A 26,164-nucleotide genomic window follows, 5' to 3' on the forward strand; every position below is an offset into this window, starting at 1 on the left:
CGGCCGAGCACGCCGCGCTGGGCGCCACGGCGGGTGCGCTGGGGATGGGGCGGCTGACGTAATACGACGGGTCACGCGACTGGCGGACCAGGCCGGGCAGGATCTCGCAGTAGGCGGCCCAGGTGCTGGGGTAGGCGGGCGGGCAGTCGGCCTTGATGGCTTCGTGCAGCGCGGGCAGGGCGTGGAAGGGCACCATGGGGAACATGTGGTGTTCGACGTGGTAGTTCATGTTCCAGTACAGGAAGCGGAATGCCGGGTTCATGTGCACGGTGCGGCAGTTGGCGCGGTGATCGAGCACGTTCTCGGGCAGGGCGGCGTGCTGGGTCAGGCCAAAGAAGTTGTAGAGCCAGGCGCCGTAGATGCTGGGCAGGCCCACGAACAGGAAGGGCACCCAGGTCTGCTCGGCCAGGCAGTAGACGGCCAGCGTGACGTACAGGGCAACCCAGACGCGGGCTTCGCGGACGACCTTGGGCCACTCCATCTCCGGCACGAAGCTGCGGTCGGCTTCACTCAGGTGACCGGCGGCATTGGCCAGCACCTTTTTCAGCTCCTTGGGCAGGTGAAAGAGGCCGAAGAAGCCCAGGGTCTGGCTCACCAGGCCCACCGGCAGTGGCACGGCCACCTCGGGGTCGCGTCCGGTGACCAGGGTGTCGGTGTGGTGGCGGGCGTGGCTCCAGCGCCAGACGGTGGGGCGGCGGAAGACCTGGAAGCAGGCCAACTGGTAGAGCACATCGTTCATCCAGCGGGTCTTGAAGGCTGTGCCATGGCTGGACTCGTGCCAGCGCGAATCGGCCGGGCCGCAATAAAGCGTGCCGTAGAGCAGGAAGGCGGGAATGGCCCAGGCCGTGTCCAGGCTGTGCCAGGCCAGCATGCCAGCCGCCACGATGAGTGCGTACCAGAGCGCCGTGTCGCGCAGCGCGCGGGCGTCGTCGCGCTTCATCAGCTCCTTCATCGTCGTGCGGGGAACGGGGCACTTGTACCAGTTGGCGTTCACCAGGCCGGCGGCGTGGGCGCGATCGCCTGCGCCGGTCAGCAGGTCGTAGTCGGCGTGGGTGGTGGCCGCGGGGGCCAGTGGGCGTGTCATGGGCGGGTCTCCTGAGGTGTCTGCCAACGTCGCGGCGTGGGTGGTGCTGGTGCGAGCAAATGCTAGGCGCCATGCGGGTTTTGCTCCATGGCCTTCTCGCAGGACCTGTCAGAAACTATCAGGATGAGATGCCAAAAAATTGCAGGGATGGCAGGCACCGCGGGCTTGTCCGCATGGACACGGGGCAGGTCATGGGGGGCATGAAGCGCCCCACCATGACCGCGGTGGCCGAGGCTGCGGGGGTGAGCGTGGCCACGGTCGACAGGGTGCTCAATGGCCGACTGCCGGTGCGTGGGCCCACGGCCATGCGGGTGATGGAGGCGGCGCAGCGCATCGGCTACCACGCCAGCGACCTGATGCGCCAGCGCCTCCTGGGTGGGGGCAACACGCCAGCGCGAACCCTGGGCTTCATCCTGCAGATCAACCACGACCCGTTTTACGCCGCGCTGGCCGAGGCATTGCAGCAGGCCGCTGCGGCGCAGACCCGCTGGCGTTGCCGGGCGGTGGTGCGCGTGGTCGATGCGCTGCGCCCCGCTGCGCTGGTCCAGGCCATGCACGAGCTGGCCGAACAGGCCGATGGCATCGGCATCGTGGCCGGTGACCACCCTCAGGTCAACGAGGCCGTGGCCGTGCTGCAGGGGCGGGGCTGCCCCACGGTGGCTTTGCTCTCCGACATCGGGTCACCCTTGCGCGCCGGCCATGTGGGCCTGGACCACCGCAAGACCGGTCGCACGGCGGCCTGGGCCATCAGTCGCCTGTCGAAGGTGGCGGGCGAGGTGGGCGTCTTCGTGGGCAGCCACCGCTTCATCGGGCACGAGCTGACCGAGATGAGCCTGCGCTCCTACCTGCGCGAGCACGCGCCTGGCTTCCAGGTGCTCGACGCCGTGGTCAACCGCGAAGACCCTGACCTGGCCTACGAGGCCACGCTCACGCTGGTCGATCGCCACCCCGATCTGGTCGGTCTCTACCTGCCCAGTGGCGGGGTGCCGGGTGTGCTCAAGGCCTTGCGCGAACTGCGCGGCCACGAGCACCACATCGTCACCGTCGCCAGCGAGCTCTCCCCCTTGCACCGCGAGGCCTTGCACGAAGGGCTGATCGACCTGGTCATCGCCACCCCGAAGGCGGCGGTGGCCGAGGCCGCGGTGCAGTTGCTGTGCGAGGCACTGGACGCTGCCGGCCAGCCCTGGGCCCCGCGCATGGTCTACCCACCCTTCGACGTGCACACCCCCGAAAACACCTGAGGCACAGGTGCTTGGCGGTACCGCCGCGTGCTGGACGTTCCGCGCCAGCTGGGTGGTCAGCGCCTGGAAATCCGTTTCCTTGCTTTTCTAAAAATAGAAACGGGTTTCCCCTAAGGGAAAAAAGAGAAACGGATTTCTACAATCAGCCCAGGTTGAAAAACAAGGTCAACCGAAGCTGCCGCCGAGCAGCGCCTCCCCTCCACCCCTGAGTCCCCAACTACCGAGGAAGACAGCATGAAAAAGTGGATCCAAACCGCACTCGTCACGATGATGTTGCCCGTCGCCGCCATGGCGCAGACCAAGATCGGCGTCTCCATGGCGCACTTCGACGACAACTTCCTGACCATCCTGCGCGGTGGCATGCAGAAGCACGCCGAAGGCCTCAAGGGCGTGTCCCTGCAGTTCGAAGATGCCCGCGGCGACGTGGGGCGCCAGGTCAGCCAGGTTGAAACCTTCATCTCGCAGAAGGTCTCTGCCATCGTGGTGAACCCCGCCGACACCGCGTCGACCAAGCGCATCAGCGAAGCCGCCCGCAAGGCCGGCATCCCCCTGGTCTACGTGAACCGCAAGCCCGATGAAAAGATGGGCAATGGCGTGAGCTTCGTGGGTTCGGACTCCCTCGTTGCCGGTCACCTGCAAGGTGAAGCCCTGGCCAAGCGCCTCAACGGCAAGGGCAACGTCGTGATCATGGTGGGTGAGCTGTCGACCGACGCCGCCCAGGACCGCACCCGCGGCGTGAAGGAGGTCTTCAAGAAGTACCCCGGCATCAAGGTCATCGAAGAGCAGACCGGCAACTGGCAGCGCAACCAGGGCATCGACCTGATGAGCAAGTGGATCAGCGCCGGTCACAAGATCGACGCCGTGGCCGCCAACAACGACGAGATGGCCATTGGCGCCCTGATCGCATTGCGTCAGGCCAAGATCAGCCCGAAGAAGGTGCTGGTTGCGGGTGTGGACGCCACGCCGGATGCCCTGCAGGAACTGGTCAAGGGTGACCTGTCTTTCACGGTGTTCCAGAACGCCAAGGGCCAAGGTTCGGGTGCGATCGACCAGGCTATGAAGATGGCCAAGGGTGACAAGAACGTCGTGCCCTCCGTGATGATCCCTTACGAGCTGGTCACGCTCGAGAACTACAAGCAATACGCTTCCAACTGATGCAGACGGGCCCCGGCGGACCGTCCGCACGGGGCCCTGTCCATGTCTGAATCCAAACAAGGGCCCACCATGCAAGCCGACCTCATTGAAATGCAGGCTGTCGCCACCAGCGAGCACAAGGTGCTGCTGACCGCCAACCAGATTCGCAAGGCCTTCCCCGGTGTGGTGGCCCTCGACAACGTCTCCCTGAGCATCCGCGCCGGTGCCGTGCACGCCCTGATGGGTGAAAACGGTGCAGGCAAGTCGACCATGATGAAAATCCTGGCCGGCGCCTATGTGGCCGACAGCGGCACGCTGACGCTGCGCGGCAAGACTCTGAACCTCAAGACCCCGCGCGACGCGCTGGACGTGGGCATCGCCATGATCCACCAGGAGCTCAACCTACTGGCCGACATGACGGTGGCCGAGAACATCTGGATTGGCCGCGAGCCCCGCAACCGCCTCGGCCTGGTCAACCACAGCCGCCTCAATGAGCAGACGGCCGAGCTGATGGCGCGCCTGCGCATCGACATCGACCCCGAGTGCCTGCTGGGGGACCTGTCGATCGCCAACCGCCAGATGGTGGAGATCGCCAAGGCCGTGAGCTACAACTCCGACGTCCTGATCATGGACGAGCCCACCTCGGCCATCACCGACAAGGAAGTCGCCCGTCTGTTCGCGATCATCGATGCGCTGCGCCGCGATGGCAAGGCCATCATCTACATCACGCACAAGATGGACGAGGTCTTCAAGATCGCCGACGACATCTCCATCTTCCGCGATGGCAAGCACATCGTTTCGGGCCCGGCCTCCACCTTCACGCCGAACTCGCTGATCGCAGCGATGGTCGGCCGCGAACTCAGCCAGCTCTTCCCCAAGGAAGAGGCGCAGATTGGCGACGTGGCCGTGGCCGTCAAGGGCCTGAGCCGCAAGGGCAAGTTCCACGACGTGAGCTTCAACGTGCGCTACGGCGAGATCCTGGGCTTTGCCGGCCTGATGGGTTCGGGCCGCACGGAGGTGGTCGAGTCCCTGTTTGGCGTCGACCCGGCCGACAAGGGCGAGATCACGCTACACGGCCAGACCCTGCGCATTCGCAGTCCCAAGGACGCGATCGCCCAGGGCATGGCCCTGTTGACCGAAGACCGCAAGAAATCGGGCCTCTTCCTGATGTTGTCGGTGGGCGCCAACATGGAGATCACGGCCATGAACCAGCACGCACCCGCCGGCTTCGTGCGCCAGGGCGTGGTCGATGGCGAGTGCGAAGACATGCGCAAGCGCCTGGCCGTCAAGACGCCCGATCTGAACGAGACCATCGAGAACCTCTCGGGCGGCAACCAGCAGAAGGTGCTGATCGCCCGCTGGCTGCTGAACAAGCCCCGCATCCTCATCCTGGACGAACCGACCCGCGGCATCGACGTGGGCGCCAAGTCCGAGATCCACCGGCTGATGTCGTCGCTGGCCAAGCAAGGCGTGGCCATCATCATGATTTCGTCCGAACTGCCCGAGGTGATGGGCATGAGCGACCGCATGGTGGTGATGCACGAAGGCCGCGTGGCCGGTGAACTCAACCGCGCCGACTTCAGCCAGGAACGCATCATGGCGCTCGCCTCCGGGGTGCGCGCCGACTTCACGAACTGATTGATTGCAGGACACACCCATGAGCCAAGCACCCACGGTCGATTCCCTGACCTCCCAATCCTTCAAGCCCCGCGCCCGGCGCTGGCCCCAAGACCTCAGCATCTTCCTGGTGCTGCTGGGCATTGCCCTGTGTTTCGAAGGCCTGGGCTGGCTGGTCCGTGACCAGTCCTTCCTCGGCAACCCTGCCGGCCTCGTCATCATGGTGCTGCAGGTCTCCGAAATCGGCCTGATCGCCATCGGGGTCACCATGATCATCATCGCGGGCGGCATCGACCTCTCGTCCGGATCGGTGGTGGCGCTCTCGGCCATGGTGGCCGCCAGCTTCGCCCAGACCAGCGATTACGCCCGGGCCGTCTACCCCGGCCTGACCGATCTGCCCGCCATCGTGCCCATCCTGCTGGGCGTGGGCGTGGGCGCCCTGGTGGGTTGGTTCAACGGCAGCCTGATCGTGCGCACCGGCGTGCCGGCCTTCATCGTCACGCTGGGCATGATGGTGTCGGCACGCGGCCTGGCCCGTCTCTACACCCACGGCCAGCCTGTGTCGATGCTGAGCGACGGCTACCTGTGGATCGGCTCCGGCGCCAAGCCCGTGATCGTCTTCCTGCTCACCGCCCTGGTCTTCCATGTGGTGCTGCGCTTCACCCGCTTCGGCAAGTGCACCTATGCCGTGGGTGGCAACCCGGTCGCCGCCCGCGTCTCGGGCATCAACATCAACCGCCAGCTGATCTGGATCTACACCCTGGCCGGCACCCTGGCTGGCCTGGCCGGTGTGATCGCCTCGTCCCGTGCGCAGACCGGCCAGTCCGGCATGGGCATGTCGTATGAGCTCGATGCCATCGCGGCAGCCGTCATCGGCGGCACCAGCCTCTCGGGTGGTGTGGGCCGCATCACCGGCACCGTGATCGGCGCCCTGATCCTGGGCGTGATCTCCAGCGGCTTCACTTTCCTGGGCATCGACTCCTACATCCAGGAAATCATCAAGGGCGGCATCATCGTTGTCGCCGTGGTGGCCGACCAGCTGCGCAAGAAAAAGCGCTGAACCCTGACGCGTTGACCTCAACCCTGACTGCACCCCAAGGACGCGCATGACCACCTTGACCTTCCCGGCCAACCGGCCCATCGACATCGCCTGCCTCGGACGCCTGGCGGTCGACCTCTACGCCCAGCAGGTTGGCTGTGCGCTGGAAGACGCTTCCAGCTTCGCCAAGTACCTGGGTGGCTCTTCGGCCAACATCGCCTTCGGCACGGCCCGCCTGGGGCTGAAGAGCGCGATGATCTCGCGGGTCGGCCAGGAGCAGATGGGCCGCTTCCTGCTCAACACCCTGCAGCGTGAAGGCTGCGATGTGAGCCAGGTGCAGACCGACGCCCAGCGCCTCACCGGCCTGGTGTTGTTGGGCCTCAAAGACCGCGACACCTTCCCGCTGCTCTTCTACCGCGAGAACTGCGCCGACATGGCGCTCGACGCCAACGCCATCAGCGAAGACTTCATCAAGGGCTGCCGCTCGCTGCTGATCACCGGCACGCACCTGAGCACCAGCCAGGTCCGTGACGCCTCGCGCCGCGCCCTGAGCTTCGCTGGCCAGCATGGCGTGACCCGCGTGCTCGACATCGACTACCGCCCTGTGCTGTGGGGCCTCACCGGCCGCGGTGAAGGCGAAAACCGCTTCGTGGCCGATGCCCGCGTCACCCAGCAGCTGCAGCAGGACCTGCCGCAGTTCGAGCTCATCATCGGCACCGAAGAAGAGTTCCTCATCGCCGGTGGCGTGCCCGATGACATCATGGCCTCGCTGCGTGCGGTGCGCGCCGTGTCCGCCGCTGCCCTGGTGGTCAAGCGCGGAGCCCTGGGCTGCAGCTTCATCCCTGGCGCCGTGCCGGCCAGCCTGGACGAAGCCGAGACGGTGCAGGGTGAGCGCGTCGAGGTGCTCAATGTGCTGGGCGCGGGCGATGCCTTTGCCTCGGGCCTGATGAGTGGCCTGTTGCGCGGCAAGTCCTTTGCCGAATCGGCGGCGATTGCCAATGCCTGTGGTGCCATCGTGGTTTCGCGCCATGCCTGTGCGCCCGCCATGCCCACCCCCGATGAACTCGCGCACTGGTTCAGCGGGCACCGCCATCCGCAGCCCGACCGCGATCCGGTGCTGTCGCACCTGCACCGTGTCTCGGCCGCCCGCCCGGCCTGGCCCGAGGTCTATGTGCTGGCCTTCGACCACCGCGCCCAGTTCTACGACATCGCCCGTGAAAACGGCGCCACCGAGACGCGCATCCCCGAGCTCAAGCGCCTGCTGACCCGTGCCGCCAAGGCCGTGGCCGATGACGTGTCCACGCAGGGCAAGATCGGCGTGCTGATCGACGACCTCTACGGCGAAGCCTCGCTGCACGATGCCACCGGCCGTGGCTGGTGGGTGGGCCGCCCCATCGAGCTGCCCGGCAGCTACCCGCTGCGCTTCGACCGCGCCCTTTCGCTGGCCACCAAGCTGCAAAGCTGGCCGCGAGAGCAGGTGGTGAAGTGCCTCGTCTACTACCACCCGGACGACGAGCCCGAGCTGCGCCTGGCGCAAGAGCGCACCCTGCTGGAAGTGTGGGAAGCCACGCGCGCCTCGGGCCATGAGCTGCTGTTGGAGGTGATCCCGCCCAAGGCCAAGCTGGTCGGTGGTGACGTGGGGGGCGCCGTGCTGCGCTCGGTCAAGCGCCTCTACAACCTGGGCCTCAAGCCCGAGTGGTGGAAGCTGGGCGTCATGCCCAAGGCATCCTGGGAAGAGCTCGATGCCCTGGTGCAAGAGCGCGACCCCTACTGCCGCGGGGCCGTCATCCTGGGCCTGAACCAACCGATGAACGAGCTGCTTGAAGGCTTCGGCCAGGCCCAGGCACCGGTGGTCAAGGGCTTCATGATCGGCCGCACCACCTGGGCGCAGGCCAGCGCGCAGTGGCTGCGCGGCGACCTGACCGACCAGCAATTGATTGACGAAGTCGCGGGCAATTTCCGCACCCTGATCGACGGCTGGCGCGCCACGCGCAAGACCTCGGCCAGCACCCCTGCCGCCCTCGAAGGAGCCCGCGCATGAGCCGCTCTGTGCCCACCATCCGCCTGACCATGGCCCAGGCCCTGGTCCGTTACCTGGCCGCCCTGCGCATCGAAGAAGACGATGGCAGCCTGCACCCCTATGTGGGCGGTGTCTGGGCCATCTTTGGTCACGGCAACGTGGCCGGCCTGGGCGAGGCCCTGGCCCAGCACCGCGCCGAGTTGCCAGTGTTCCGGGCCCACAACGAGCAGGCCATGGCGCACTCGGCCATCGCCTACGGCAAGGCCCACATGCGCCGCCGCATCCAGGTGGCCACCTCGTCCATCGGGCCGGGTGCCACCAACATGGTCACGGCCGCGGCCCTGGCCCATGTGAACCGCTTGCCCATCCTGCTGCTGCCGGGCGACACCTTTGCCTCTCGCGCCCCGGACCCGGTGCTGCAGCAGATCGAGAGCTTCAGCGAAGGCGATGCCACGGCCAACGATTGCTTCCGCCCGGTCTCGCGCTATTTCGATCGCATCACCCGCCCCGAGCAGATCCTCTCGGCCCTGCCGCGCGCCCTGCAGATCCTGACCGACCCGGCCACCTGCGGTCCCGTCACCCTGGCTCTGCCGCAGGACGTGCAAAGCCAGGCCTTCGATTGCCCGGAAGACTTCCTGCGGCCTGCGCCCCTGCGCATCCGCCGCCCGGTGCCCGATGAGCGCGAATTTGCGCTTGCCGTGGCCGCCATCCAGCAGGCCCGTCGCCCGCTGATCGTGGCCGGTGGCGGTGTGCTCTATGCCGGCGCCAGCGAGGTCTTGAGCACCCTGGCTCAGCGTTACGGCGTGCCCGTGGTCGAATCGCAGGCCGGCAAGGGCGCCCTGAGCTGGGACCACCCGCTCAACCTCGGCTCTGTGGGCGTGACCGGTTCGCCCGCCGCCAACGCCATGGCCGAACAGGCGGACCTCGTGATCGGCGTGGGCACCCGCCTGCAGGATTTCACCACCGGCTCGCACGCCCTGTTTGCACAGGCGAAGCTGCTGTCCATCAATGTGCAACCGCTGGACGCGGCCCGCTGCCGCGCCCAAGGCCTGGTGGCCGATGCCCGTCTGGCCTTGCAATCGCTGGACACGGCCTTGGCTGGCTGGCAGCCTGAAGACGGCTGGGCCAACGAAGCCAGCCGCCGTGCCCACCAGTGGCGCGAGCGCGTGAGCGACCTCACCACAGCCGTGCCACCCGCCGGCACCCTGCCTTACGACGCCGAAGTCATCGGTGCCGTGCGCGACTCCACGCCCGACAGCGCCAACCGCGACATCGTGGTCTGCGCCGCAGGCACCCTGCCGGCCGAACTGCACAAGCTGTGGCGCGCCGGTGGCCCGGGCCATTACCACATGGACTACGGCTACTCCTGCATGGGCTACGAGATCGCAGGTGGCCTGGGCGTGAAGATGGCCCGACCCGACAAGGAAGTCATCGTGATGGTGGGCGACGGCTCCTACCTGATGATGAACTCCGAGATCGCCACCTCGGTGATGCTGGGCAAGAAGCTCATCATCGTGGTGCTCGACAACCGGGGCTACGGCTGCATCAACCGCCTGCAGCGCGCCGTGGGCAGCGAGAACTACAACAACCTGCTGGCGCACTGCATCCCCGAGGGTGGGCTGGACATCCCGGTCGACTTTGCCGCGCACGCCGCCAGCCTGGGCGCCCGTTCCGTGCACGTCGACAGCGTGGCCGCGCTCAAGGCCGAGATGGTCCGCGCCCGCCAGGCCGACCGCACCACCGTGCTGGTGATCGACACCACACCGGAGCGCACCACGCCCGATGGCGGCACCTGGTGGGAGGTGGGCATCCCCGAGGTTTCCGAGCGCGAGGCCGTGCTCACCGCGCACCAAGAAGGCCAGCAGCAGAAGTCGCGCCAGCGCCTGTGAAGCCGCCTGCACAACCCCTTTGTCACCCCATTCATCTCCGACACCTGAGGATCACAACATGAGCTGGAACGTCCGCATCGGCATCAACCCCATCAGCTGGAGCAACGACGACCTGCCCTCCCTGGGCGGCGAAACCCCGCTGGAAACGGCCCTGGGCGAAGGCGCCGAGATCGGCTACGAAGGCTTCGAGCTGGGCAACAAGTTCCCCAAGGAGCCTGCTGCCCTGGCCGCCAAGCTGGCCGAGTTCAAGGTGGCCTGCGTCTCCGGCTGGTACTCCGGCTTCCTGGCCGAAGGCACGGTCGACGACGAGATCGAACGCTGCCACACCCACATGGCCAAGCTGCAGCACAACGGCTGCAAGGTGGTCGTCTATGGTGAAGTGGCCGGCTCCATCCAGGGGCAGATCGAGACCCCGCTGGTCAAGCGCCCCCGCATCACCTCGGCCGCGGCCTGGCAGGCCTATGGCGCTCGCCTCAATGCCTTTGGCGAGCACCTCAAGGCCCGCTACGGCATCACCCTGGCTTACCACCACCACATGGGTGCCGTGGTCGAAACGCCGGAAGACGTGGACCAGCTCATGGCCGTCACCAACGAGAACGTGGGCCTGCTCTTTGACACCGGCCACACCTACTTTGGCGGCACCTACGGCGGTCGCACGGTCGACGTCACGGCGCAGCTGCGCAAGCATGTCAAGCGCGTGGTGCACGTGCACTGCAAGGACGTGCGCAAAGACGTCGTGGCCACAGCCCGCAACGACAACTGGTCTTTCCTGAATTCCGTGCTCAATGGCGCCTTCACCGTGCCCGGCGACGGCGGCATCGACTTCCGCAGCGTGCTGACCGTGCTGCACGACGCGGGCTACGAAGGCTGGCTGGTGGTCGAGGCCGAGCAGGACCCGGCCGTGGCCCCTCCTTACCAGTACGCCAAGTTGGGCCACGACACCCTGCGCAACCTGGTCAACGAACTGGGAGCGAAGTGATGAGCCTGCTCGTCAAAGCGCGCCGCGATGGCAGCACCCTGGTCGACATCACGCCCGAATCAGCCGGTTGGGGCCATGTGGGCTTCCGGGCCGTTCGCCTCACCCAGGGCCAGGCCGATCACTTTGAGACCGGCCGAACAGAGGTCTGCCTCACCGTGCTCACCGGCCGTGTCAACGTCCAGGTGGGGGGCGAGCGCTTCGAGGGCCTGGGAGGCCGCAGCAGCGTCTTTGACGAGAGCTCGCCGCACGCGCTCTACATCACCACCCACCAGGCGGTGAGCGTCACGGCCCTGGGCGATGCCGAAGTCGCCTACAGCAGCGCCCCGGCGCAAGGCCTTTATCCCACCCGCCTGATCGACCCCAGCACCATGAAGCGCAGCGTGCGTGGCCAAGGCGCCAACACCCGCTATGTGTGTGACATCCTGCCGGAAACCGAACCGGCCGAAGGCCTGCTGGTGGTCGAGGTGGTGACCCCGGCGGGCCACTCATCGAGCTACCCCCCGCACAAGCACGACACCGCGGGCGAGGGTGAAACGGTGCTCGAAGAGACCTATTACCACCGCCTGGATCCGGCCCAGGGTTTCGCCTTCCAGCGCGTCTACACAGACGACCGCTCGCTCGACGAAGCCATGGCCGTGGAGGACCACGACACCGTGATGGTGCCCCGTGGCTACCACCCCACCGTGGCGCCCTTTGGCTACCGGCTCTATTACCTCAACACCATGGCGGGTCCTCAGCGGAAATGGGCCTTCAAGAACGACCCGGCGCACGAATGGATGTTGCGTTGAGGCAACGTTCCCTAGGGTTCCCCCGGTCCGTTAAGCCGACGTTAATTAATTAATATTTTGTTTAACAAGGCCCCGGCGACCTGCTTGACCGCAGACAGGGCCAGCGTCCAACAAGACCCGTCGCCACTGCATTTCCCACCAACTGGGCCCGCACAAAAAGGGCCCGCAGCCGAGGAGCAATCCACATGAAAAAAGGTATTCGCCTGACCCTTGCCGCCGCCGCGGCCCTGCTGGCCTCGCAGGCCATGGCTTTCGAGTTCAACGGCTACCTGCGCTCGGGTCCCGTGTTTGCTGGCAACGAAGCCCAGGCGGCTGAAGGTGCCCCCAACGTCTACCGCTACGACCTGGGTGGTGCAGGCCAAGGCTACCGTCTCGGCAACGAAGGTGACTTCTACGGCGAATTCCTGCTGTCGCACAAGCAGCAAGTGGGCGCGCAAACCTTCACCTTCGGCTGGATGCCCTCGGTTTACAACTCCAAGCCCAACCCCAGCTCCACCAGCTACGACACCGCTCAGCTGTTCCTGGAAGTGGCAGGTTTCGACTTCGCACCGAACGCCAAGTTCTGGGCTGGTAAGCGTTATCAGCGTTCCGACGTTCACATCGTCGACACCTTCTACATCAACTACGGCTCCAACGTCGGCGCCGGTGTGTACGACCTCGATGTGGCAGGCGCCAAGCTGGGCGTGCACGCCTACAGCAGCGACGAGTTCGTCGGCAAGAAGGGCGTGAACGACACCGCCAACCGCATCACCGCCGACCTGTACGACATCAACACCAACCCGGGCGGCAAGTTCCGTGTGGTGGCTTCGCTGGTCAATGGCGACTACGTGAACGGCAGCTCTGGCACCGCCGTGTCGCTGAAGCACGACCAGGCCGATTTCGGCATGAAGGGTCTGACCAACTCCGTGTGGCTGCAAGCCGCTCAGGGTCACGCTGGCCTGAACACCGGCTTCTCGGCCACCAAGCACAGCGGCGTGCGCGCCCTGGACTCGATCAACTGGCAGTCTGGTCCTTGGGGCGGTCAGGCCCAGGCCGTGTGGGAGCGTGACAAGACCCATGACGACGTCACCGACGCTGCCACCAAGGTCACCCGCACTTCGCTGGGCGGCCGCGTGAGCTACGCCGTGACCCAGAACTTCAAGATGCTGGGCGAAGTGGGCATCACCTCGGCCAAGGTGGACGGCGTGGCCGGCACCGCTCGCCTGAACAAGTTCACCATTGCCCCGACCCTGGCCCTGAACGGCGATTTCTGGTCGCGTCCTGAGCTGCGTTTCTATGTGACCCGCGTCACCTGGAACGACAAGGCTTCTGACGCCGCCGTGGGTGGTGTGATCGGCGCCACCCCCGCCAAGCTGGTTGACACCACCAAGAGCGGCACGACCCTGGTCGGCGTGCAAGCTGAAATCTGGTTCTGAGCCAGCTTGACCTGACGACACAGAGCAGCCCTCGCACCACCTGAGGTGGTGCGGCGGAGGAACCCCGGCCGTGATGGGCGGTCCTGGGTTCCGGCCTGCCGAGCGGCCTTCACCGCCACGAACAGCTCGGCCACCTCACCCCCGGTGCACCTGAAAAGGCCCGGGGGCATTTTTTTGTAGGAATGTTTCGTGCATGGCGACACAATCGCTGTAGCGCGCAACTGCGTTCACCCCCCTGGCCATGTAGGCCTGTTTCACCAAGCCCCGCCTTCACGAGAGACCCGGCATGCACCCGCAAGACCAAGAACCATCCGCTTCCGTCAGCGATCCCCATCACCCCCTGAGGGAAGACATCCGCCTGCTGGGCCGCGTGCTCGGTGACACCGTGCGCGAACAGCACGGCGAGGCCACCTACGAACTCGTGGACCAGATCCGCCGCCACTCGGTGCGATTCCGCCGCGAAGACGACCAGGCTGCGCGCCAGGCCCTTGAATCGACGCTGGACAGCCTCTCGCGCGAGCAGATGCTGCAGGTGATCCGCTCCTTCAGCTATTTCTCGCTGCTGGCCAACATCGCCGAAGACCAGCACCAGATCCGCCTGCAACGCCAGGCCGCACTGGCCGGCAATGCCGCTGCCGAAGGCTCACTCAGCCACGCGCTCGACCAGTTCCAGGCCGAGGGCCTGAGCCCCGCCCAGGTGCTGGAGCTGATCGGCCACGCCAAGATCGCGCCCGTGCTGACCGCCCACCCCACCGAGGTGCGCCGCCACAGCATCCTGCACGAACAGATGCAGCTGGCCCGCCTGCTGCGTGAGCGCGACCTGACCCCGCCCACGCCCGAAGAGCGCGCCGAGTCCGAAGAAGAGCTGCGACGCATCGTGCTCACCCTCTGGCAGACCCGCCTGCTGCGTCCGACCAAGCTGTCGGTGCTCGACGAGGTGGCCAACAGCCTGGAAACCCACGACCGCACTTTCCTGCGCGAGGTGCCCCGTCTCTACGCCCAGCTGGAAGACCGCTTGCGTGCCGACCTCAAGATCGCCCGCGCCCCGCAGGCCGACGAGCTCGAGCTGCCCAACTTCCTGCACGTGGCCAGCTGGATTGGCGGTGACCGCGACGGCAACCCCTTCGTCACCGCCCAGGTGCTGGATTCGGCCCTGCGCCTGCAGGCCGAATGCGTGCTGCGCTTCTACCTGGCCGAGCTCAACAGCCTGGGCCTGGAGCTCTCGATCTCGGCCCTGCTGGCCAACCCGTCTGAAGCCCTGCTCAAGCTGGCCGCGGCCTCGCCCGACCAGTCCCAGCACCGCATGGACGAGCCTTATCGCCGAGCCATCAGCGGCCTCTACGCCCGCATGGCGGCCACCTACCAGAACCTGATCGGTCGCAAGCCTGCCCGTCCGGCCCTGGGCGACGCCGAGCCCTACGCCAGGTCGGAGGACCTGCTGGCCGACCTCAACGTCATCCACCGCTCGCTCAAGGCCAATGGCTCGGCCTCGCTCACGCGCGGTCGCCTGCGCTTGCTGCGCCGTGCCGTGCAGGTGTTTGGCTTCAGCCTGGCCCCGCTCGATTTGCGCCAGAACTCCGACGTGCACGAACAGGTCATCGCCGACCTGCTCGAAGCGGCCGAACCCGGCAGCGCCTACCTCTCGCTCAACGAAGCGCAGCGCATCGAGCGCCTGCTCACCGAACTGCAGACGGCCCGTCCGCTGTACTCGCCGCACATCCAGTACAGCGAACTGAGCCAGGGCGAGATCGCCATCTTCCAGCAAGCCCAGAAGGCACATGCCCTCTACGGCAGCCAGTCCATCGCCCAGGCCATCATCAGCAAGACCGCCAGTGTGTCCGACCTGCTGGAAGTGGCCGTGCTCCTGAAGGAATCCGGCCTGCTCAAGCCCGCCCTGGCCGGCCAGCCCGCCAGCCTGGCGCTGCACATCGTGCCGCTGTTCGAAACCATTGGTGACCTGCGTGCCGCGCCCGCCATCATGGACACCCTGCTGGGCCTGCCCATCTACCGTGAGTTGCTGCAAAGCCGTGGCAACGAGCAAGAGGTGATGCTGGGTTACTCCGATTCCAACAAGGACGGTGGCTTCCTCACCTCGGGCTGGGAGCTCTACAAGGCCGAGATCGGTCTGGTCGAGGTCTTCGCCAAGCACGGCGTGCGCCTGCGACTCTTCCACGGCCGCGGTGGTTCCGTGGGCCGCGGTGGTGGCCCCAGCTACCAGGCCATCCTGGCCCAGCCCCCAGGTGCGGTGCAAGGCCAACTGCGCCTGACCGAACAGGGCGAAGTGATCGCCGCCAAGTACGGCCAGCCCGAAGTGGGCCGCCGCAACCTCGAGGTGCTGGTGGCCGCGACCCTGCACGCCAGCCTGCTGCCGCCCAACCGCGGCGTGCCGGCCGAGTACCTCGACGTGATGGAAGAGCTCTCGGCCACGGCCTTCGCCGCCTACCGCAACCTGGTCTACGAGACCGAGGGCTTCGAGCAGTTCTTCTGGGAATCCACCGTGATTGCCGAGATCGCTCACCTCAACATCGGCAGCCGCCCGGCTTCGCGCAAGAAGTCCACCTCGATCGACGACCTGCGCGCCATCCCCTGGGTCTTCAGCTGGGCCCAGTGCCGCATCATGTTGCCGGGCTGGTATGGCTTCGGCACCGCAGTGCAGTCCTACATCGCCAAGCACGGCGAGGCCGGCAAGCAGCGCCTGCAGGCCATGCATGCGCAGTGGCCCTACCTGTCCAGCCTGCTGTCCAACATGGACATGGTGCTGGCCAAGTCCGACCTGGCCATTGCCTCGCGTTATGCCGACCTGGTGTCCGACAAGGCCCTGAGCGCGTCCATCTTTGGCCGCATCCGCGCCGAGCACGAGCTCACCATCGCCAACCTGCTGATGGTGACCGGTCAGAAGACGCTGCTGGAGCGCAACCCCGGCCTGCAGCGCCACATCGCCGACCGCCACCCCTACCTGGACCCGCTCAACCACCTGCAGGTCACGCTGCTGCAGAGCTTCCGCGAGCGCCAACAGCGCAACGAGGCGCCCGATGAGCGCATCCAGCGCGGCATCCACCTGACCATCAACGGTCTGGCCCAGGGGCTGCGCAACAGCGGTTGAACGGCCCGCGATCGGCACCTGGCCCGTGGCAGGGCGGGCAGAGCAGGGCGCACAATACGGCCCTGCCTGCCGCTCTCTCCGCCCGCCAACGTGCCTGATCCTTCTGCCGCCTCGACCCTCCCGCTGAGCATCCTCAACGAGGTCTTCGGCTACACCGCCTTCCGCGGTCAGCAGGCCGACATCGTCGAGCACGTCACCGCTGGCGGCGACGCCCTGGTGCTCATGCCCACGGGCGGCGGCAAGAGCCTGTGCTACCAGGTGCCGGCCATCGCGCGCCACCGCCAGGGCCGTGGCGTCACGGTGGTGGTGTCCCCGCTGATCGCGCTGATGCACGACCAGGTCGGCGCCCTCGAAGAGGTGGGCGTGCACGCCTGCTTCCTCAACAGCACGCTCACCCAGGAAGACACCCAGCGCATCGAGCGCGAGATGATGGCCGGGCGTCTGGTCATGTTGTATGCGGCGCCCGAGCGCATCACCAACATCCGCTTCCAGGCCCAGCTGGCCAGCCTGCACGAACGCGGCCTGCTCAGCCTGTTCGCCATCGACGAGGCCCACTGCGTCAGCCAGTGGGGCCATGACTTCCGGGAAGACTACCTGCAGCTCAGCCTGCTGCACGAGCGCTTCCCCGACGTGCCCCGTCTGGCCCTGACCGCCACGGCCGACGACAGCACCCGCGCCGACATGATCGAGCGCCTGCAGTTGCAAGATGCCCGCGTCTTCATCAGCAGCTTCGACCGGCCCAACATCCGCTACGCCCTGGTTGAAAAAGACGAGCCGCGCAAGCAGCTGATTCATTTCATCCGCGAAGAGCACGAAGGCCACGCCGGCATCGTCTACTGCCAGAGCCGCAAGAAGGTGGAAGACACCGCCAGCTGGCTGACCGAGCAGGGGATCAACGCGCTGCCCTACCACGCCGGGCTGGATGCCAGCGTGCGCCAGCGCCACCAGGACCGCTTCCTGCGCGAAGACGGCCTGGTCATGGTCGCCACCATTGCCTTCGGCATGGGCATCGACAAGCCCGATGTGCGCTTCGTGGCCCACCTCGACCTGCCCAAGAACATCGAGAGCTACTACCAGGAAACGGGCCGTGCCGGCCGCGATGGTGGTGAAGCCGACGCCTGGCTCACCTACGGCCTGGCCGACGTGGTCAACCAGCGCCGCATGATCGACGAAAGCCCGGCGACCGACGAGTTCAAGCGCGTGCAGCGCGGCAAGCTCGACGCCTTGCTGGCCATGGCCGAGTCCCACGATTGCCGCCGCGTGCGCCTGCTGGCGTATTTCGGCGAAGCCAGCCAGCCTTGCGGCAACTGCGACAACTGCCTGCGCCCGCCCGCCACCTGGGATGGCACCGAGGCCGCCCGCAAGCTCCTCAGCTGCATCTACCGCTTCTGGCAGCACGGCCAGCAGCGCTTTGGTGCCGGGCACCTGATCGACGTGCTGCGCGGCAAGGTGACCGACAAGGTCCAGCAGTACGGCCACCAGAGCCTGAGCACCTTTGGGGTGGGGGCCGATCTGTCGGAGAACCAGTGGCGCGCCGTGCTGCGCCAGCTCGTGGCCCTGGGCCATGTGGTGGCCGAGGGCGAGTACAACACCCTGGCCCTGACCGACACGGCCAGGGCCGTGCTCAAGGGCGAAGTGCAGCTGACCCTGCGCGAGTCCGTGGAGGCGCCCAAGCGTGGCCGCGTCAGCAAGGGGGGCAGCAAGCCCGCGGGTGGCGCCGTGCCCGCCGACCTGGTGGGCGAGGCCCTGCAGCGCTTCACCGATCTGCGCACCTGGCGAGCAGGCGTGGCCCGCGAGCACAACCTGCCCGCCTACATCGTCTTCAACGACGCGACCTTGGCCGACATGGCCCGGGTCGCCCCCCAGACCCTGGGGGAGTTGGGCGAAATCAGCGGGGTTGGCGCCAAGAAATTGCAGGCCTACGGGGATCAGATCCTCGACCTCCTGAGGGCCTGAGCCTCCCGGGTCGCCCACGCGACACGCGCCCCAAATCTGGCCATCCCGCCGCTGCCTGCGCACCACGGAGGGGAGTTTGGCCGCGCCCATGTCCATCGCTCCCAGGGAAAGTCCTGAGAGGCCCCAGGCCGTTTGTGCACCACCTTGGCGCAAGTCGCAAATCATTGCTTGGGCAATGAAAAACAAGCTGTTTCAGGGTGTTGGGCTCGTGTTTTGTCCGAAAAACGCATTGATAAATCGCTCTTTGTGGCAGCTTGGCGACAAAAACGGGCTCAAAACCCCCGGTTTGGCCGTCACGGATCTTGCTAACCACCCCCCCTGCGGACTTTCCGTCCCACAATGGATTGGTGGTGAACACATCCCTCATGTGTGTTTTCCCTGATCGAAATTCGTTCATCTCATTGCTAGGAGAACTCGATGTTTGCTAAGAAATCTCTGGTCGCCGTGGCCGCCATGCTGGCCGCTGCCGGTGCCGCCCAAGCTCAGTCCAGCCTGAAGGTCTATGGTTCGCTGGACATTGGTATGGGTTCCTTCGAAGCTGCCCATGACAAGGGTGTTTCGAGCCGGACGACCGAAGTCGCCAGCGGCAAGATGATGACCAGCTTCATCGGTTTTGCCGGTTCCGAAGACCTGGGCGGCGGCCTGAAGGCCGAATTCGCTCTGGAATCCTTCCTGGGCGTGGACACTGGTCAAGCTGGTGGCACCGCTTATGGCAACAAGGCCGGCGGCTTCTGGAGCCGTGGCTCCTTCGTCGCCCTGACCGGTGACTTCGGTAAGCTGGCCCTGGGTCAGTACGACAACCCCCTGTTCACCGCTGGCTACACCTACAACCCGTTCGGTAGCTCGATGGCTTACTCGCCTACGATGCGCCATTACTACTACGGCATGGCCAACGTGGCTCAGGCCAACGCAGGCGTCGGCTTCGACACCGGCTTCGTGAATTCGGTGACTTACGAGTCCCCCGTGTTCTCGGGCTTCCAGTTGGTGGGTCAATACTCGACCAAGGAAACCACCACTTCCGGCTTCGGCAACAGCTACTCGGTGGCTGGTGTCTACAACGCTGGCCCCTTCAGCGCCACGCTGACCTACGTGAAGTCGGGCATCGCCACGGCTTACGATGCCAACGAGAAGGTGATCGGTCTGGGCACCAGCTATGACTTCGGCGTGGTCAAGGCGTTCGCGCAATACACCCAAGTCAAGCAAACGGCTTCGACGGTCGGTGCTGCTGGCGCTCAAGACGCCAACAAGGACAAGATCTACCAAATCGGCGTGTCCGTGCCTGTGACCGAAAAGGGCTCCGTCCTGGCATCCTTCGGCAAGCTGGAAAACACCCTCAAGGCCACCGACACCAAAGAAACCGACACCGTTTTCTCGGTTGGCTACGACTACTTCCTGTCGAAGCGCACCGACGTGTACGGCGTGTTCACCAACAACCAGCATACCGACAAGGTGTCGGGCCAGACCTTCGCCGTCGGCATCAAGCACGCTTTCTGATCGGCTTTCAGCCTTTCTGCTTCGTGCACGGAAAAGCGCCCTTCGGGGCGCTTTTTCTTTTGGTGCGTTCACATGGCGCAAGTCCTGTTCTGGTGCCATGTGTCGCCAACATGGGTCAATGTGGGGCGAAATCAGGCGGAAATCCGGTGGGCTGGCCAGAAGGTGGGGCGGCACACTTCCTGCAATTCTGTATACAGTTCGCCAAACGAGTGAACCTTGCGTGATCTGTCACAGGAGTTTTTCGTCCATGTTCAAGCCCTCCCACCTTGCTCCCGCCGTCCTGCTGGCCCTGGCCGCCACGGCGCAGGCGCAGTCTTCCGTTTCCGCCTACGGCGTCATCGACCTGGCCCTGGGCAGCTACCAGCCCAGCTCCACCTCTGGTGCCCGCACCACCAAGGTCGAGCCCAATCAGCTGACCACCAGCTACATCGGCTTCAAGGGTGTGGAAGACCTGGGCGACGGCCTCAAGGCCGGTTTCGCACTCGAAGGCTTCCTCCGCCCTGACACCGGTGCCTCGGGTCGCTTCGGCTCCAGCGACCCAATGTGGTCGCGCAACGCCAACGTGTACCTGCAAGGCGGCTTCGGCAAGGTGACCCTGGGCCGTCAGATCGACCCGCTCTACCTCGCCATCGTCCAGACCGAAGCCTTTGGTGGCTCTTTCGGCCTGTCGCCCATCACCCAACTCACCTTCGGTGGCTCCTGGGGCAACGACCTGGGTGACTCAGGGTGGAGCAACGCGGTCTCCTACGCGATGCCGACCATGGGGGGCTTCTCGGCCACGGCCATCGTCCAGACCGGTGAAGACGCCACCAAGGCCCAGCGCAGCAGCTATGGCCTGCATGCCCGCTACGCCGCCGGTCCGGTCTCGGTGGTCGGCGCCTGGCAGAGCGTGGGCAGCACCCAGGCACCCAAGGCCGCGTTCACCGCGGGTCAGCGCCAGAACTTCGGCCTGCTTGGCGCCACCTACGACGCTGGCTTCGCCAAGTTCTTTGCCCAGTATGGCGAGCTCGACAACAGCGGCTTCACCACCGCAGCCAAGAACATCGACACCAAGGTCTGGCAGCTGAGCGCATCGGTGCCGGTCACCACGGCTGGCAAGGTGCTGACGGCCTTCGGCCAGAGCAAGGAGCGCCCGTCGGAAACGAGCACCTCCACCACGCGCGTGACGCACAACATCTTCACCCTGGGCTACGACCACAACCTGTCGAAGCGCACCGACGTCTACGCCGCCTACATGTTCGACCAGGAGAAGGTCACGGGCTACAAGAAGGGCCACAACTACACCGTGGGCATCCGCCACGCCTTCTGAGCCTGAACCCGGTTCGGCCCTGAAACAAGAAACCCGGCTCGCGAGGCCGGGTTTTTCGTGCTCAGCTGCGTTCGAACTTGAACACGGCGGTGCTGGCCATCAGGTTGGGCCAGACCTTGATCACTTCGCGTCCGCGCAGGCCGAAGGATTCGAGGATGCGCAGGCCGTTCTTGCGTGCCAGCACCTCGAAGTCGGCGAAGGTGGCCACGCGGATGTTGGGCGTGTCGTACCACTGGTAGGGCAGGGTCTTGGTGACCGGCATGCGGCCGCGCAGCACGCTCAGCCGGTGCGGCCAGTGCGCGAAATTGGGGAAGCTGACCAGGCCCTGGCGGCCCACGCGCGCGGTCTCGCGCAGCATGGCCTCGGTGTTGCGCAGGTGCTGGAGGGTGTCGAGCTGCAGCACCACGTCGAAGCTGTTGTCTTCGAACAGGGCCAGGCCCTCTTCGAGGTTGCGCTGGATGACGTTGACGCCGCGCTGCACGCACTCGAGCACCTTGGCGTCGTCGAGTTCGATGCCGTAGCCGGTGCACTGGCGGGTGTCGCGCAGGTGGGCCAGCAGGGCGCCGTTGCCGCAGCCGAGGTCGAGCACGCGAGCGCCCTGCGGGATCAGGCCGGCGATGACGTGGTGGAGGTCTCGGTCGCTCATGCTGCCAGCTCGCGGTGGATGCGTTCGAAATAGGCCCGGACCACGCCGTGGTAGCGCGGGTCGTCGAGCAGGAAGGCGTCGTGGCCGTGGGGGGCGTCGATCTCGGCGTAGCTCACGTCATGGCGGTTGTCGACCAGCGCCTTGACGATTTCGCGCGAGCGCTGGGGCGAGAAGCGCCAGTCGGTCGTGAAGCTGATGACCAGGAACTTGGCCAGGGCCTTGGACAGGGCGGCGCTCAGCTTGCCTCCGTGGGCGCGGGCCGGATCGAAGTAGTCGAGGGCGCGCGTGATCAGCAGGTAGGTGTTGGCGTCGAAGTAGTCGCTGAACTTGTCGCCCTGGTAGCGCAGGTAGCTCTCGACCTGGAACTCGATGTCCTGGGTGCTGTAGTGCGGTGCGTCGCCCAGTTCGCGGCCCACCAGTTCGCGGCCGAACTTCGACTCCATCACGTCGTCCGACAGGTAGGTGATGTGGCCAATCATGCGCGCCACGCGCAGGCCGCGCCGGGGCAGCACGCCGTGTTCGTAGAAGTGGCCGTGGTGGAAGTCGGGGTCGGTGACGATGGCGCGGCGGGCCACCTCGTTGAAGGCGATGTTCTGGGCCGAGAGCTTGGGCGCGGTGGCCACGGCCACGCAATGCCGCATGCGCTCGGGGTGTTGCAGCGTCCAGCTCAGGGCCTGCATGCCGCCCAGGCTGCCGCCCAGCACGGCCGCCAGCTGGGTGATGCCCAGTCGGTCGAGCACGCGGGCCTGGGCGTTCACCCAGTCTTCCACCGTGACCACGGGGAAGTCGGCGCCATAGAGCTTGCCGGTGTCCGGGTTGGTGTGGGTGGGGCCGGTCGAGCCGAAGCAGGAGCCGGGGTTGTTGATGCCGATGACGAAGAACTTGTCGGTGTCCAGCGGCTTGCCGGGGCCGATCAGGTTGTCCCACCAGCCCTCGCTTTTGGGGATGGCGTTGCCGTGTTCGTCGGCGTGCAGGCCGGCGACGTGGTGAGAGGCGTTCAGCGCGTGGCACACCAGCACGGCGTTGCTGCGGTCCGCGTTGAGGCGGCCGTAGGTCTCGTAGACCAGGGTGTAGTCGCGCAGCACGGCGCCGCTTTGCAGCGGCAGCGGCGTGCTGAAGTGCATGGAGGCAGGGGTGACGACCCCGAGGGAAGACATGACGCTACGACGGTGTTGGCAAGAAAAAACCGGCCTCGCACAAAGCAGGGGCCGGTTCAGCAGCGCCCTCTTTAGCAGTATTTGTTGAGCGCCCGCAATCCGGACAAATCGGCGCTGTTTGCGAAGTGTAGCGCCAAACCGTCCGGGCAGGCCCCGCCCGGCTCCGTGAAGGATGACCGGATGTGCCTGCGAGTTGTCCCGCAGTTGCCTGCACCACGCTTCACCGAGCGGGTCTAGTATGGTGCAAAGAGGCCGAGTGCCCGGACCGCGTCCCGCAAGCCCGAGTGCCAGGCCTGAACCCGAGGAGACGCGCCATGCCCCGCTGGCTGATCAGGCTCAATGAGCACGTGCCCATCCGTTATGCCGCCCTGTGTCTGGCCTTGCTGGCCGCGGCGTGGGGATGGTGGCGCTGGCTGGGGGAGGGCGGCGGCCTGGGCGCGCTGGTGCTGGCCGTCTTGGGCACGGGCCTGGTCGGCCTGGGGCTGAACGACCTGCGGCAGACCTCGCGCTCCATCCTGCGCAATTACCCGGTCATCGGGCACCTGCGCTACCTGCTGGAGTTCATCCGCCCCGAGATCCGGCAGTACTTCATTGAGGGTGACAGCGAGGCGGCGCCGTTTTCGCGCCAGCAGCGCTCCCTGGTCTACCAGCGCGCCAAGGGGGAGCCCGACAAGCGCCCCTTCGGCACGCAGATGGACGTGTCGGCCGAGGGCTACGAGTGGATCAGCCACTCTCTGGTGCCCAGCGCCTTGCCCAGCCACGACTTCCGGGTCGTGATCGGTGCGGGCGGAAGCGGCTGCACCCAGCCCTACAGTGCCAGCGTGTTCAACATCTCGGCCATGAGCTTCGGTGCGCTGAGCGCCAACGCGGTGCTGGCGCTCAACACCGGTGCGAAGCTGGGGCATTTCGCCCACGACACGGGCGAGGGCTCGATCAGCCGGTATCACCGCGAGCCGGGAGGCGACCTGATCTGGGAGATCGGCTCCGGCTACTTTGGCTGCCGCACGGACGACGGCCATTTCGACCCCGAGAAGTTCCAGCTCAATGCCCGCGAGCCGCAGGTGAAGATGATCGAGCTCAAGCTCAGTCAGGGCGCCAAGCCGGGCCATGGCGGCGTGCTGCCGGGCCCCAAGGTGACGCCCGAGATCGCCGAGGCGCGGGGCGTGATGGTGGGGCAGGACTGTGTCTCGCCGGCCAGCCACAGCGCCTTCTCCACGCCGGTGGAGATGATGCGGTTCATCGAGCGCCTGCGTCAGCTATCGGGCGGCAAGCCCGTGGGTTTCAAGCTGTGCATCGGCCACCCCTGGGAATGGTTTGCCCTGGCCAAGGCCATGCGCGAAACCGGGATCTGGCCGGATTTCATCGTGGTGGACGGCGCCGAGGGCGGCACGGGGGCGGCACCGCTGGAGTTCACCGACCATGTGGGCGCACCGCTGCAGGAGGGGCTGCTTCTGGTGCACAACACCCTGGTCGGCCTGGGTGAGCGCCACCGCGTGAAGATCGGGTGTGCGGGCAAGGTGATCAGCGCCTTCGACATCGCGCGCATGATGGCCCTGGGGGCCGACTGGTGCAATTCGGCGCGGGGCTTCATGTTCTCGCTGGGCTGCATCCAGGCCCAGGCCTGCCACACGGGCCATTGCCCCACGGGCGTGACCTCGCAGGAGCCCTCACGCCAGCGCGCCCTGGTGGTGCCGGACAAGGCCCAGCGCGTGCTGCGTTACCACCAGAACACCCTGCATGCGCTGCAGGAGCTGGTGCAGGCGGCCGGGCTGAAGCACCCCAACGAGATCAGCGCCGACCACATCGTGCGGCGCTTGTCGGGTTACGAGGTCAGGCGGCTGTCGAACCTGCTGGTCTATCTGTCGCCGGGTGAAATCCTGGCGGCCGAGCGCGGTGAGCGCCCCTGGCGCCACCTCGCGTTCGAGCAGTACTGGCTGCGGGCCAGCGCCCACTCTTTCGCCCCGGCCACCGATGTGTGAGGCGCCAGCGCTTCAGGCCTGAGGCGGGGCGGTGTCGATGAAGCTCTGGCGTTGCGAGAGCTTGTCGAAGAGCTTGCCCAGGTTGGGGTAGTCGCCGCGCCAGTCGATCTCGGGGAAGCGGAAGTCGAGGTAGCCGAGGGCGGTGCCCACGGCCACATCGGCCAGGCTGTGGTGGTTGCCGTTGCACCAGGGGCGGTCGCCCAGACCCTGGCTCATGGCCTTGACGGCGTCGCGCACTTTTTTCACCTGGCGGTCGATCCAGGCCTGGCTGCGCTGCTCGGCGCTGCGGTGGACCCAGGTCTGCTCCATGCGGGCCAGCACGGCGGCTTCCATCAGGCCGTCGGCCAGGGCTTCCCAGGTCTTGACTTCGACGCGCTCGCGGCCGCTCAGGGGGATGAGCTTGCCCACGGGCGAGAGGGTGTCGACGTATTCCACGATCACCCGCGAATCGAAGATGGCCTCGCCGCCTTCCATCACCAGGCAGGGCACCTTGCCCAGCGGGTTGGATTCGGCGATGGTGGTGTCAGCCGCCCAGACGTCTTCCAGCACGAACTTGTAGTCGAGTTTTTTTTCGGCCAGCACGATGCGCACCTTGCGGACAAACGGGCTGGTGAGGGATCCGATCAGTTTCATGCTGTCTTTTGTGGTGTGTTGGGCCCGATTCTAGCGAGGACAGGGGATCGGGCGTGCGCACAGGGTATCCCGGCTGGCCTCACCCAAGCAGGGGGGGAGGGTGCGCTTCCGAGCACGATCACCGAAGTTACAGTTGTGGCAGCATGCGCCGTCCTGATGTTCCTTCCACCTCGTTCATCACCCACCTGGCGCAGGCAGCGGTGAATCCTGCTGTGCCCCTGACGGCCGGAGGTGTGCTGTCCGACGCTCCTGAGGCGCCCGAAGCGCCCGAAGCGGCCGATGCGCTTGCTCGCCCGCGCGGGCCAGCGCTGGTCTGGCCCCAGCCCATCGGGTCGCGGCCCATGCCCCTGGACGAACCCATGGCGCGTCCGGCGCCACCGAGGGCATCGCCCCGACAAGCTCCGCCGCCACCACCGCAGCCCGATGTTGCCGCCGGGGCGACCAGTCACGACATCCCTCGCCTGCCGCCCGGGGTGGTGCTGAGCCTGCCGGTGTCGTTCACGGCGCGGCCGGCCGATTACGCCCGCCTGTGGCTGCGCAACCTGATTCTGGTGCTCGTGACCGCCGGGCTCTACCTGCCCTGGGCGCGGGTGTCGACCCAGCGGTTTTTCATGCGCCACACCCATGTGGCCGGTCACCGGCTGGACTACCACGCGACCGCCGCCAGCGTCAGCCCCCTGG

General features: G+C 66.4%; 19 protein-coding genes and 1 riboswitch. Of the genes, 15 read left to right on the forward strand and 4 right to left on the reverse strand.

The genetic code is table 11. The features are described from left to right. Positions 1-1,084 (reverse strand): fatty acid desaturase family protein (locus QZ994_RS08395; RefSeq protein WP_290870877.1); only part of this gene is annotated, 1,084 nt, incomplete at its 3' end. A 200-nt stretch (positions 1,085-1,284) separates the two neighbouring features. Between QZ994_RS08395 and QZ994_RS08400 the strand changes: the two genes are divergently transcribed. The 13 genes from QZ994_RS08400 (at position 1,285) to QZ994_RS08460 (ending at position 21,068) form a co-directional block, all read left to right on the forward strand. Beyond that, positions 1,285-2,325, forward strand: coding sequence for a LacI family DNA-binding transcriptional regulator (locus QZ994_RS08400; protein ID WP_290870879.1), 1,041 nt, complete (start codon positions 1,285-1,287; stop codon positions 2,323-2,325). 234 nt (positions 2,326-2,559) lie between these two features. Continuing rightward, entirely contained in the window at positions 2,560-3,480 is a 921-nt protein-coding gene (locus tag QZ994_RS08405; RefSeq protein ID WP_290870882.1) for a sugar ABC transporter substrate-binding protein, read from the forward strand. 90 nt (positions 3,481-3,570) lie between these two features. Next, positions 3,571-5,097: a sugar ABC transporter ATP-binding protein gene (locus QZ994_RS08410; protein ID WP_290870912.1), complete on the forward strand. Its 1,527-nt coding sequence runs from the start codon at positions 3,571-3,573 to the stop codon at positions 5,095-5,097. Positions 5,098-5,116: 19 nt separating this feature from the next. Next, positions 5,117-6,136 carry an ABC transporter permease gene (locus QZ994_RS08415; protein WP_290870884.1) on the forward strand — a complete coding sequence of 340 codons (1,020 nt, stop codon included), beginning with the start codon at positions 5,117-5,119 and terminating at the stop codon, positions 6,134-6,136. 46 nt (positions 6,137-6,182) lie between these two features. After that, on the forward strand, positions 6,183-8,156 hold the full coding sequence (gene iolC / locus QZ994_RS08420; protein ID WP_290870886.1) for a 5-dehydro-2-deoxygluconokinase: 1,974 nt from the start codon (positions 6,183-6,185) through the stop codon (positions 8,154-8,156). Then, a complete protein-coding gene (gene iolD, locus QZ994_RS08425; RefSeq protein WP_290870888.1) occupies positions 8,153-10,024 on the forward strand; it encodes a 3D-(3,5/4)-trihydroxycyclohexane-1,2-dione acylhydrolase (decyclizing) in 1,872 nt (623 codons plus the stop codon). The genes iolC and iolD overlap by 4 nt, the downstream gene beginning before the upstream one ends. 58 nt (positions 10,025-10,082) lie before the next feature. Then, positions 10,083-11,003: a myo-inosose-2 dehydratase gene (iolE, locus tag QZ994_RS08430; protein ID WP_290870890.1), complete on the forward strand. Its 921-nt coding sequence runs from the start codon at positions 10,083-10,085 to the stop codon at positions 11,001-11,003. Beyond that, on the forward strand, positions 11,003-11,791 hold the full coding sequence (gene iolB / locus QZ994_RS08435; RefSeq protein ID WP_290870892.1) for a 5-deoxy-glucuronate isomerase: 789 nt from the start codon (positions 11,003-11,005) through the stop codon (positions 11,789-11,791). The genes iolE and iolB overlap by 1 nt, the downstream gene beginning before the upstream one ends. 185 nt (positions 11,792-11,976) lie before the next feature. Beyond that, entirely contained in the window at positions 11,977-13,206 is a 1,230-nt protein-coding gene (locus tag QZ994_RS08440) for a carbohydrate porin (protein WP_290870894.1), read from the forward strand. A 286-nt stretch (positions 13,207-13,492) separates the two neighbouring features. Then, on the forward strand, positions 13,493-16,309 hold the full coding sequence (gene ppc, locus QZ994_RS08445) for a phosphoenolpyruvate carboxylase (RefSeq protein WP_290870896.1): 2,817 nt from the start codon (positions 13,493-13,495) through the stop codon (positions 16,307-16,309). A 90-nt stretch (positions 16,310-16,399) separates the two neighbouring features. Beyond that, positions 16,400-18,265: a DNA helicase RecQ gene (gene recQ, locus QZ994_RS08450; RefSeq protein WP_290870898.1), complete on the forward strand. Its 1,866-nt coding sequence runs from the start codon at positions 16,400-16,402 to the stop codon at positions 18,263-18,265. A gap of 417 nt (positions 18,266-18,682) precedes the next feature. Further along, a complete protein-coding gene (locus QZ994_RS08455; RefSeq protein ID WP_290870900.1) occupies positions 18,683-19,759 on the forward strand; it encodes a porin in 1,077 nt (358 codons plus the stop codon). 247 nt (positions 19,760-20,006) lie between these two features. Next, positions 20,007-21,068, forward strand: a complete 1,062-nt coding sequence (locus tag QZ994_RS08460) for a porin (protein WP_290870902.1) — start codon at positions 20,007-20,009, stop codon at positions 21,066-21,068. Between the two features lie 61 nt (positions 21,069-21,129). On the opposite strand, the gene metW is transcribed toward QZ994_RS08460, so the two are convergent. Together metW and QZ994_RS08470 are read right to left on the reverse strand one after the other, a co-directional pair. Further along, a complete protein-coding gene (gene metW, locus QZ994_RS08465; RefSeq protein ID WP_290870903.1) occupies positions 21,130-21,714 on the reverse strand; it encodes a methionine biosynthesis protein MetW in 585 nt (194 codons plus the stop codon). Then, entirely contained in the window at positions 21,711-22,871 is a 1,161-nt protein-coding gene (locus QZ994_RS08470) for a homoserine O-acetyltransferase (protein ID WP_290870904.1), read from the reverse strand. Before QZ994_RS08470 ends, metW begins: the two co-directional genes overlap by 4 nt. Positions 22,872-22,921: 50 nt before the next feature. Then, positions 22,922-22,996: riboswitch (SAM riboswitch) on the reverse strand. Between the two features lie 189 nt (positions 22,997-23,185). Here QZ994_RS08470 and QZ994_RS08475 point away from each other — a divergent pair. Then, positions 23,186-24,850, forward strand: coding sequence for an FMN-binding glutamate synthase family protein (locus QZ994_RS08475; protein ID WP_290870906.1), 1,665 nt, complete (start codon positions 23,186-23,188; stop codon positions 24,848-24,850). A gap of 12 nt (positions 24,851-24,862) precedes the next feature. On the opposite strand, the gene QZ994_RS08480 is transcribed toward QZ994_RS08475, so the two are convergent. Next, positions 24,863-25,483, reverse strand: coding sequence for a glutathione S-transferase N-terminal domain-containing protein (locus tag QZ994_RS08480; RefSeq protein ID WP_290870908.1), 621 nt, complete (start codon positions 25,481-25,483; stop codon positions 24,863-24,865). A 143-nt stretch (positions 25,484-25,626) separates the two neighbouring features. On the opposite strand from QZ994_RS08480, the gene QZ994_RS08485 reads away from it, so the two are divergent. After that, positions 25,627-26,164: DUF898 family protein (locus QZ994_RS08485; RefSeq protein WP_290870910.1), on the forward strand; the 538-nt coding region annotated here is incomplete at its 3' end.

Origin of the sequence: Aquabacterium sp. (assembly GCF_021768455.1) — a bacterium.
Classification (GTDB): Bacteria; Pseudomonadota; Gammaproteobacteria; order Burkholderiales; family Burkholderiaceae_C; genus Aquabacterium.

What these genes read in the sequence shown, in the direction of transcription:
- QZ994_RS08400 (WP_290870879.1), top strand. Translation starts at nt 1,285, where the DNA reads ATGAAGCGCCCCACCATGACCGCGGTGGCCGAGGCTGCGGGGGTGAGC.
- QZ994_RS08405 (WP_290870882.1), top strand. Translation starts at nt 2,560, where the DNA reads ATGAAAAAGTGGATCCAAACCGCACTCGTCACGATGATGTTGCCCGTC.
- QZ994_RS08410 (WP_290870912.1), top strand. Translation starts at nt 3,571, where the DNA reads ATGCAGGCTGTCGCCACCAGCGAGCACAAGGTGCTGCTGACCGCCAAC.
- QZ994_RS08415 (WP_290870884.1), top strand. Translation starts at nt 5,117, where the DNA reads ATGAGCCAAGCACCCACGGTCGATTCCCTGACCTCCCAATCCTTCAAG.
- iolC (WP_290870886.1), top strand. Translation starts at nt 6,183, where the DNA reads ATGACCACCTTGACCTTCCCGGCCAACCGGCCCATCGACATCGCCTGC.
- iolD (WP_290870888.1), top strand. Translation starts at nt 8,153, where the DNA reads ATGAGCCGCTCTGTGCCCACCATCCGCCTGACCATGGCCCAGGCCCTG.
- iolE (WP_290870890.1), top strand. Translation starts at nt 10,083, where the DNA reads ATGAGCTGGAACGTCCGCATCGGCATCAACCCCATCAGCTGGAGCAAC.
- iolB (WP_290870892.1), top strand. Translation starts at nt 11,003, where the DNA reads ATGAGCCTGCTCGTCAAAGCGCGCCGCGATGGCAGCACCCTGGTCGAC.
- QZ994_RS08440 (WP_290870894.1), top strand. Translation starts at nt 11,977, where the DNA reads ATGAAAAAAGGTATTCGCCTGACCCTTGCCGCCGCCGCGGCCCTGCTG.
- ppc (WP_290870896.1), top strand. Translation starts at nt 13,493, where the DNA reads ATGCACCCGCAAGACCAAGAACCATCCGCTTCCGTCAGCGATCCCCAT.
- QZ994_RS08455 (WP_290870900.1), top strand. Translation starts at nt 18,683, where the DNA reads ATGTTTGCTAAGAAATCTCTGGTCGCCGTGGCCGCCATGCTGGCCGCT.
- QZ994_RS08460 (WP_290870902.1), top strand. Translation starts at nt 20,007, where the DNA reads ATGTTCAAGCCCTCCCACCTTGCTCCCGCCGTCCTGCTGGCCCTGGCC.
- metW (WP_290870903.1), bottom strand. Translation starts at nt 21,714, where the DNA reads ATGAGCGACCGAGACCTCCACCACGTCATCGCCGGCCTGATCCCGCAG.
- QZ994_RS08470 (WP_290870904.1), bottom strand. Translation starts at nt 22,871, where the DNA reads ATGTCTTCCCTCGGGGTCGTCACCCCTGCCTCCATGCACTTCAGCACG.
- QZ994_RS08475 (WP_290870906.1), top strand. Translation starts at nt 23,186, where the DNA reads ATGCCCCGCTGGCTGATCAGGCTCAATGAGCACGTGCCCATCCGTTAT.
- QZ994_RS08480 (WP_290870908.1), bottom strand. Translation starts at nt 25,483, where the DNA reads ATGAAACTGATCGGATCCCTCACCAGCCCGTTTGTCCGCAAGGTGCGC.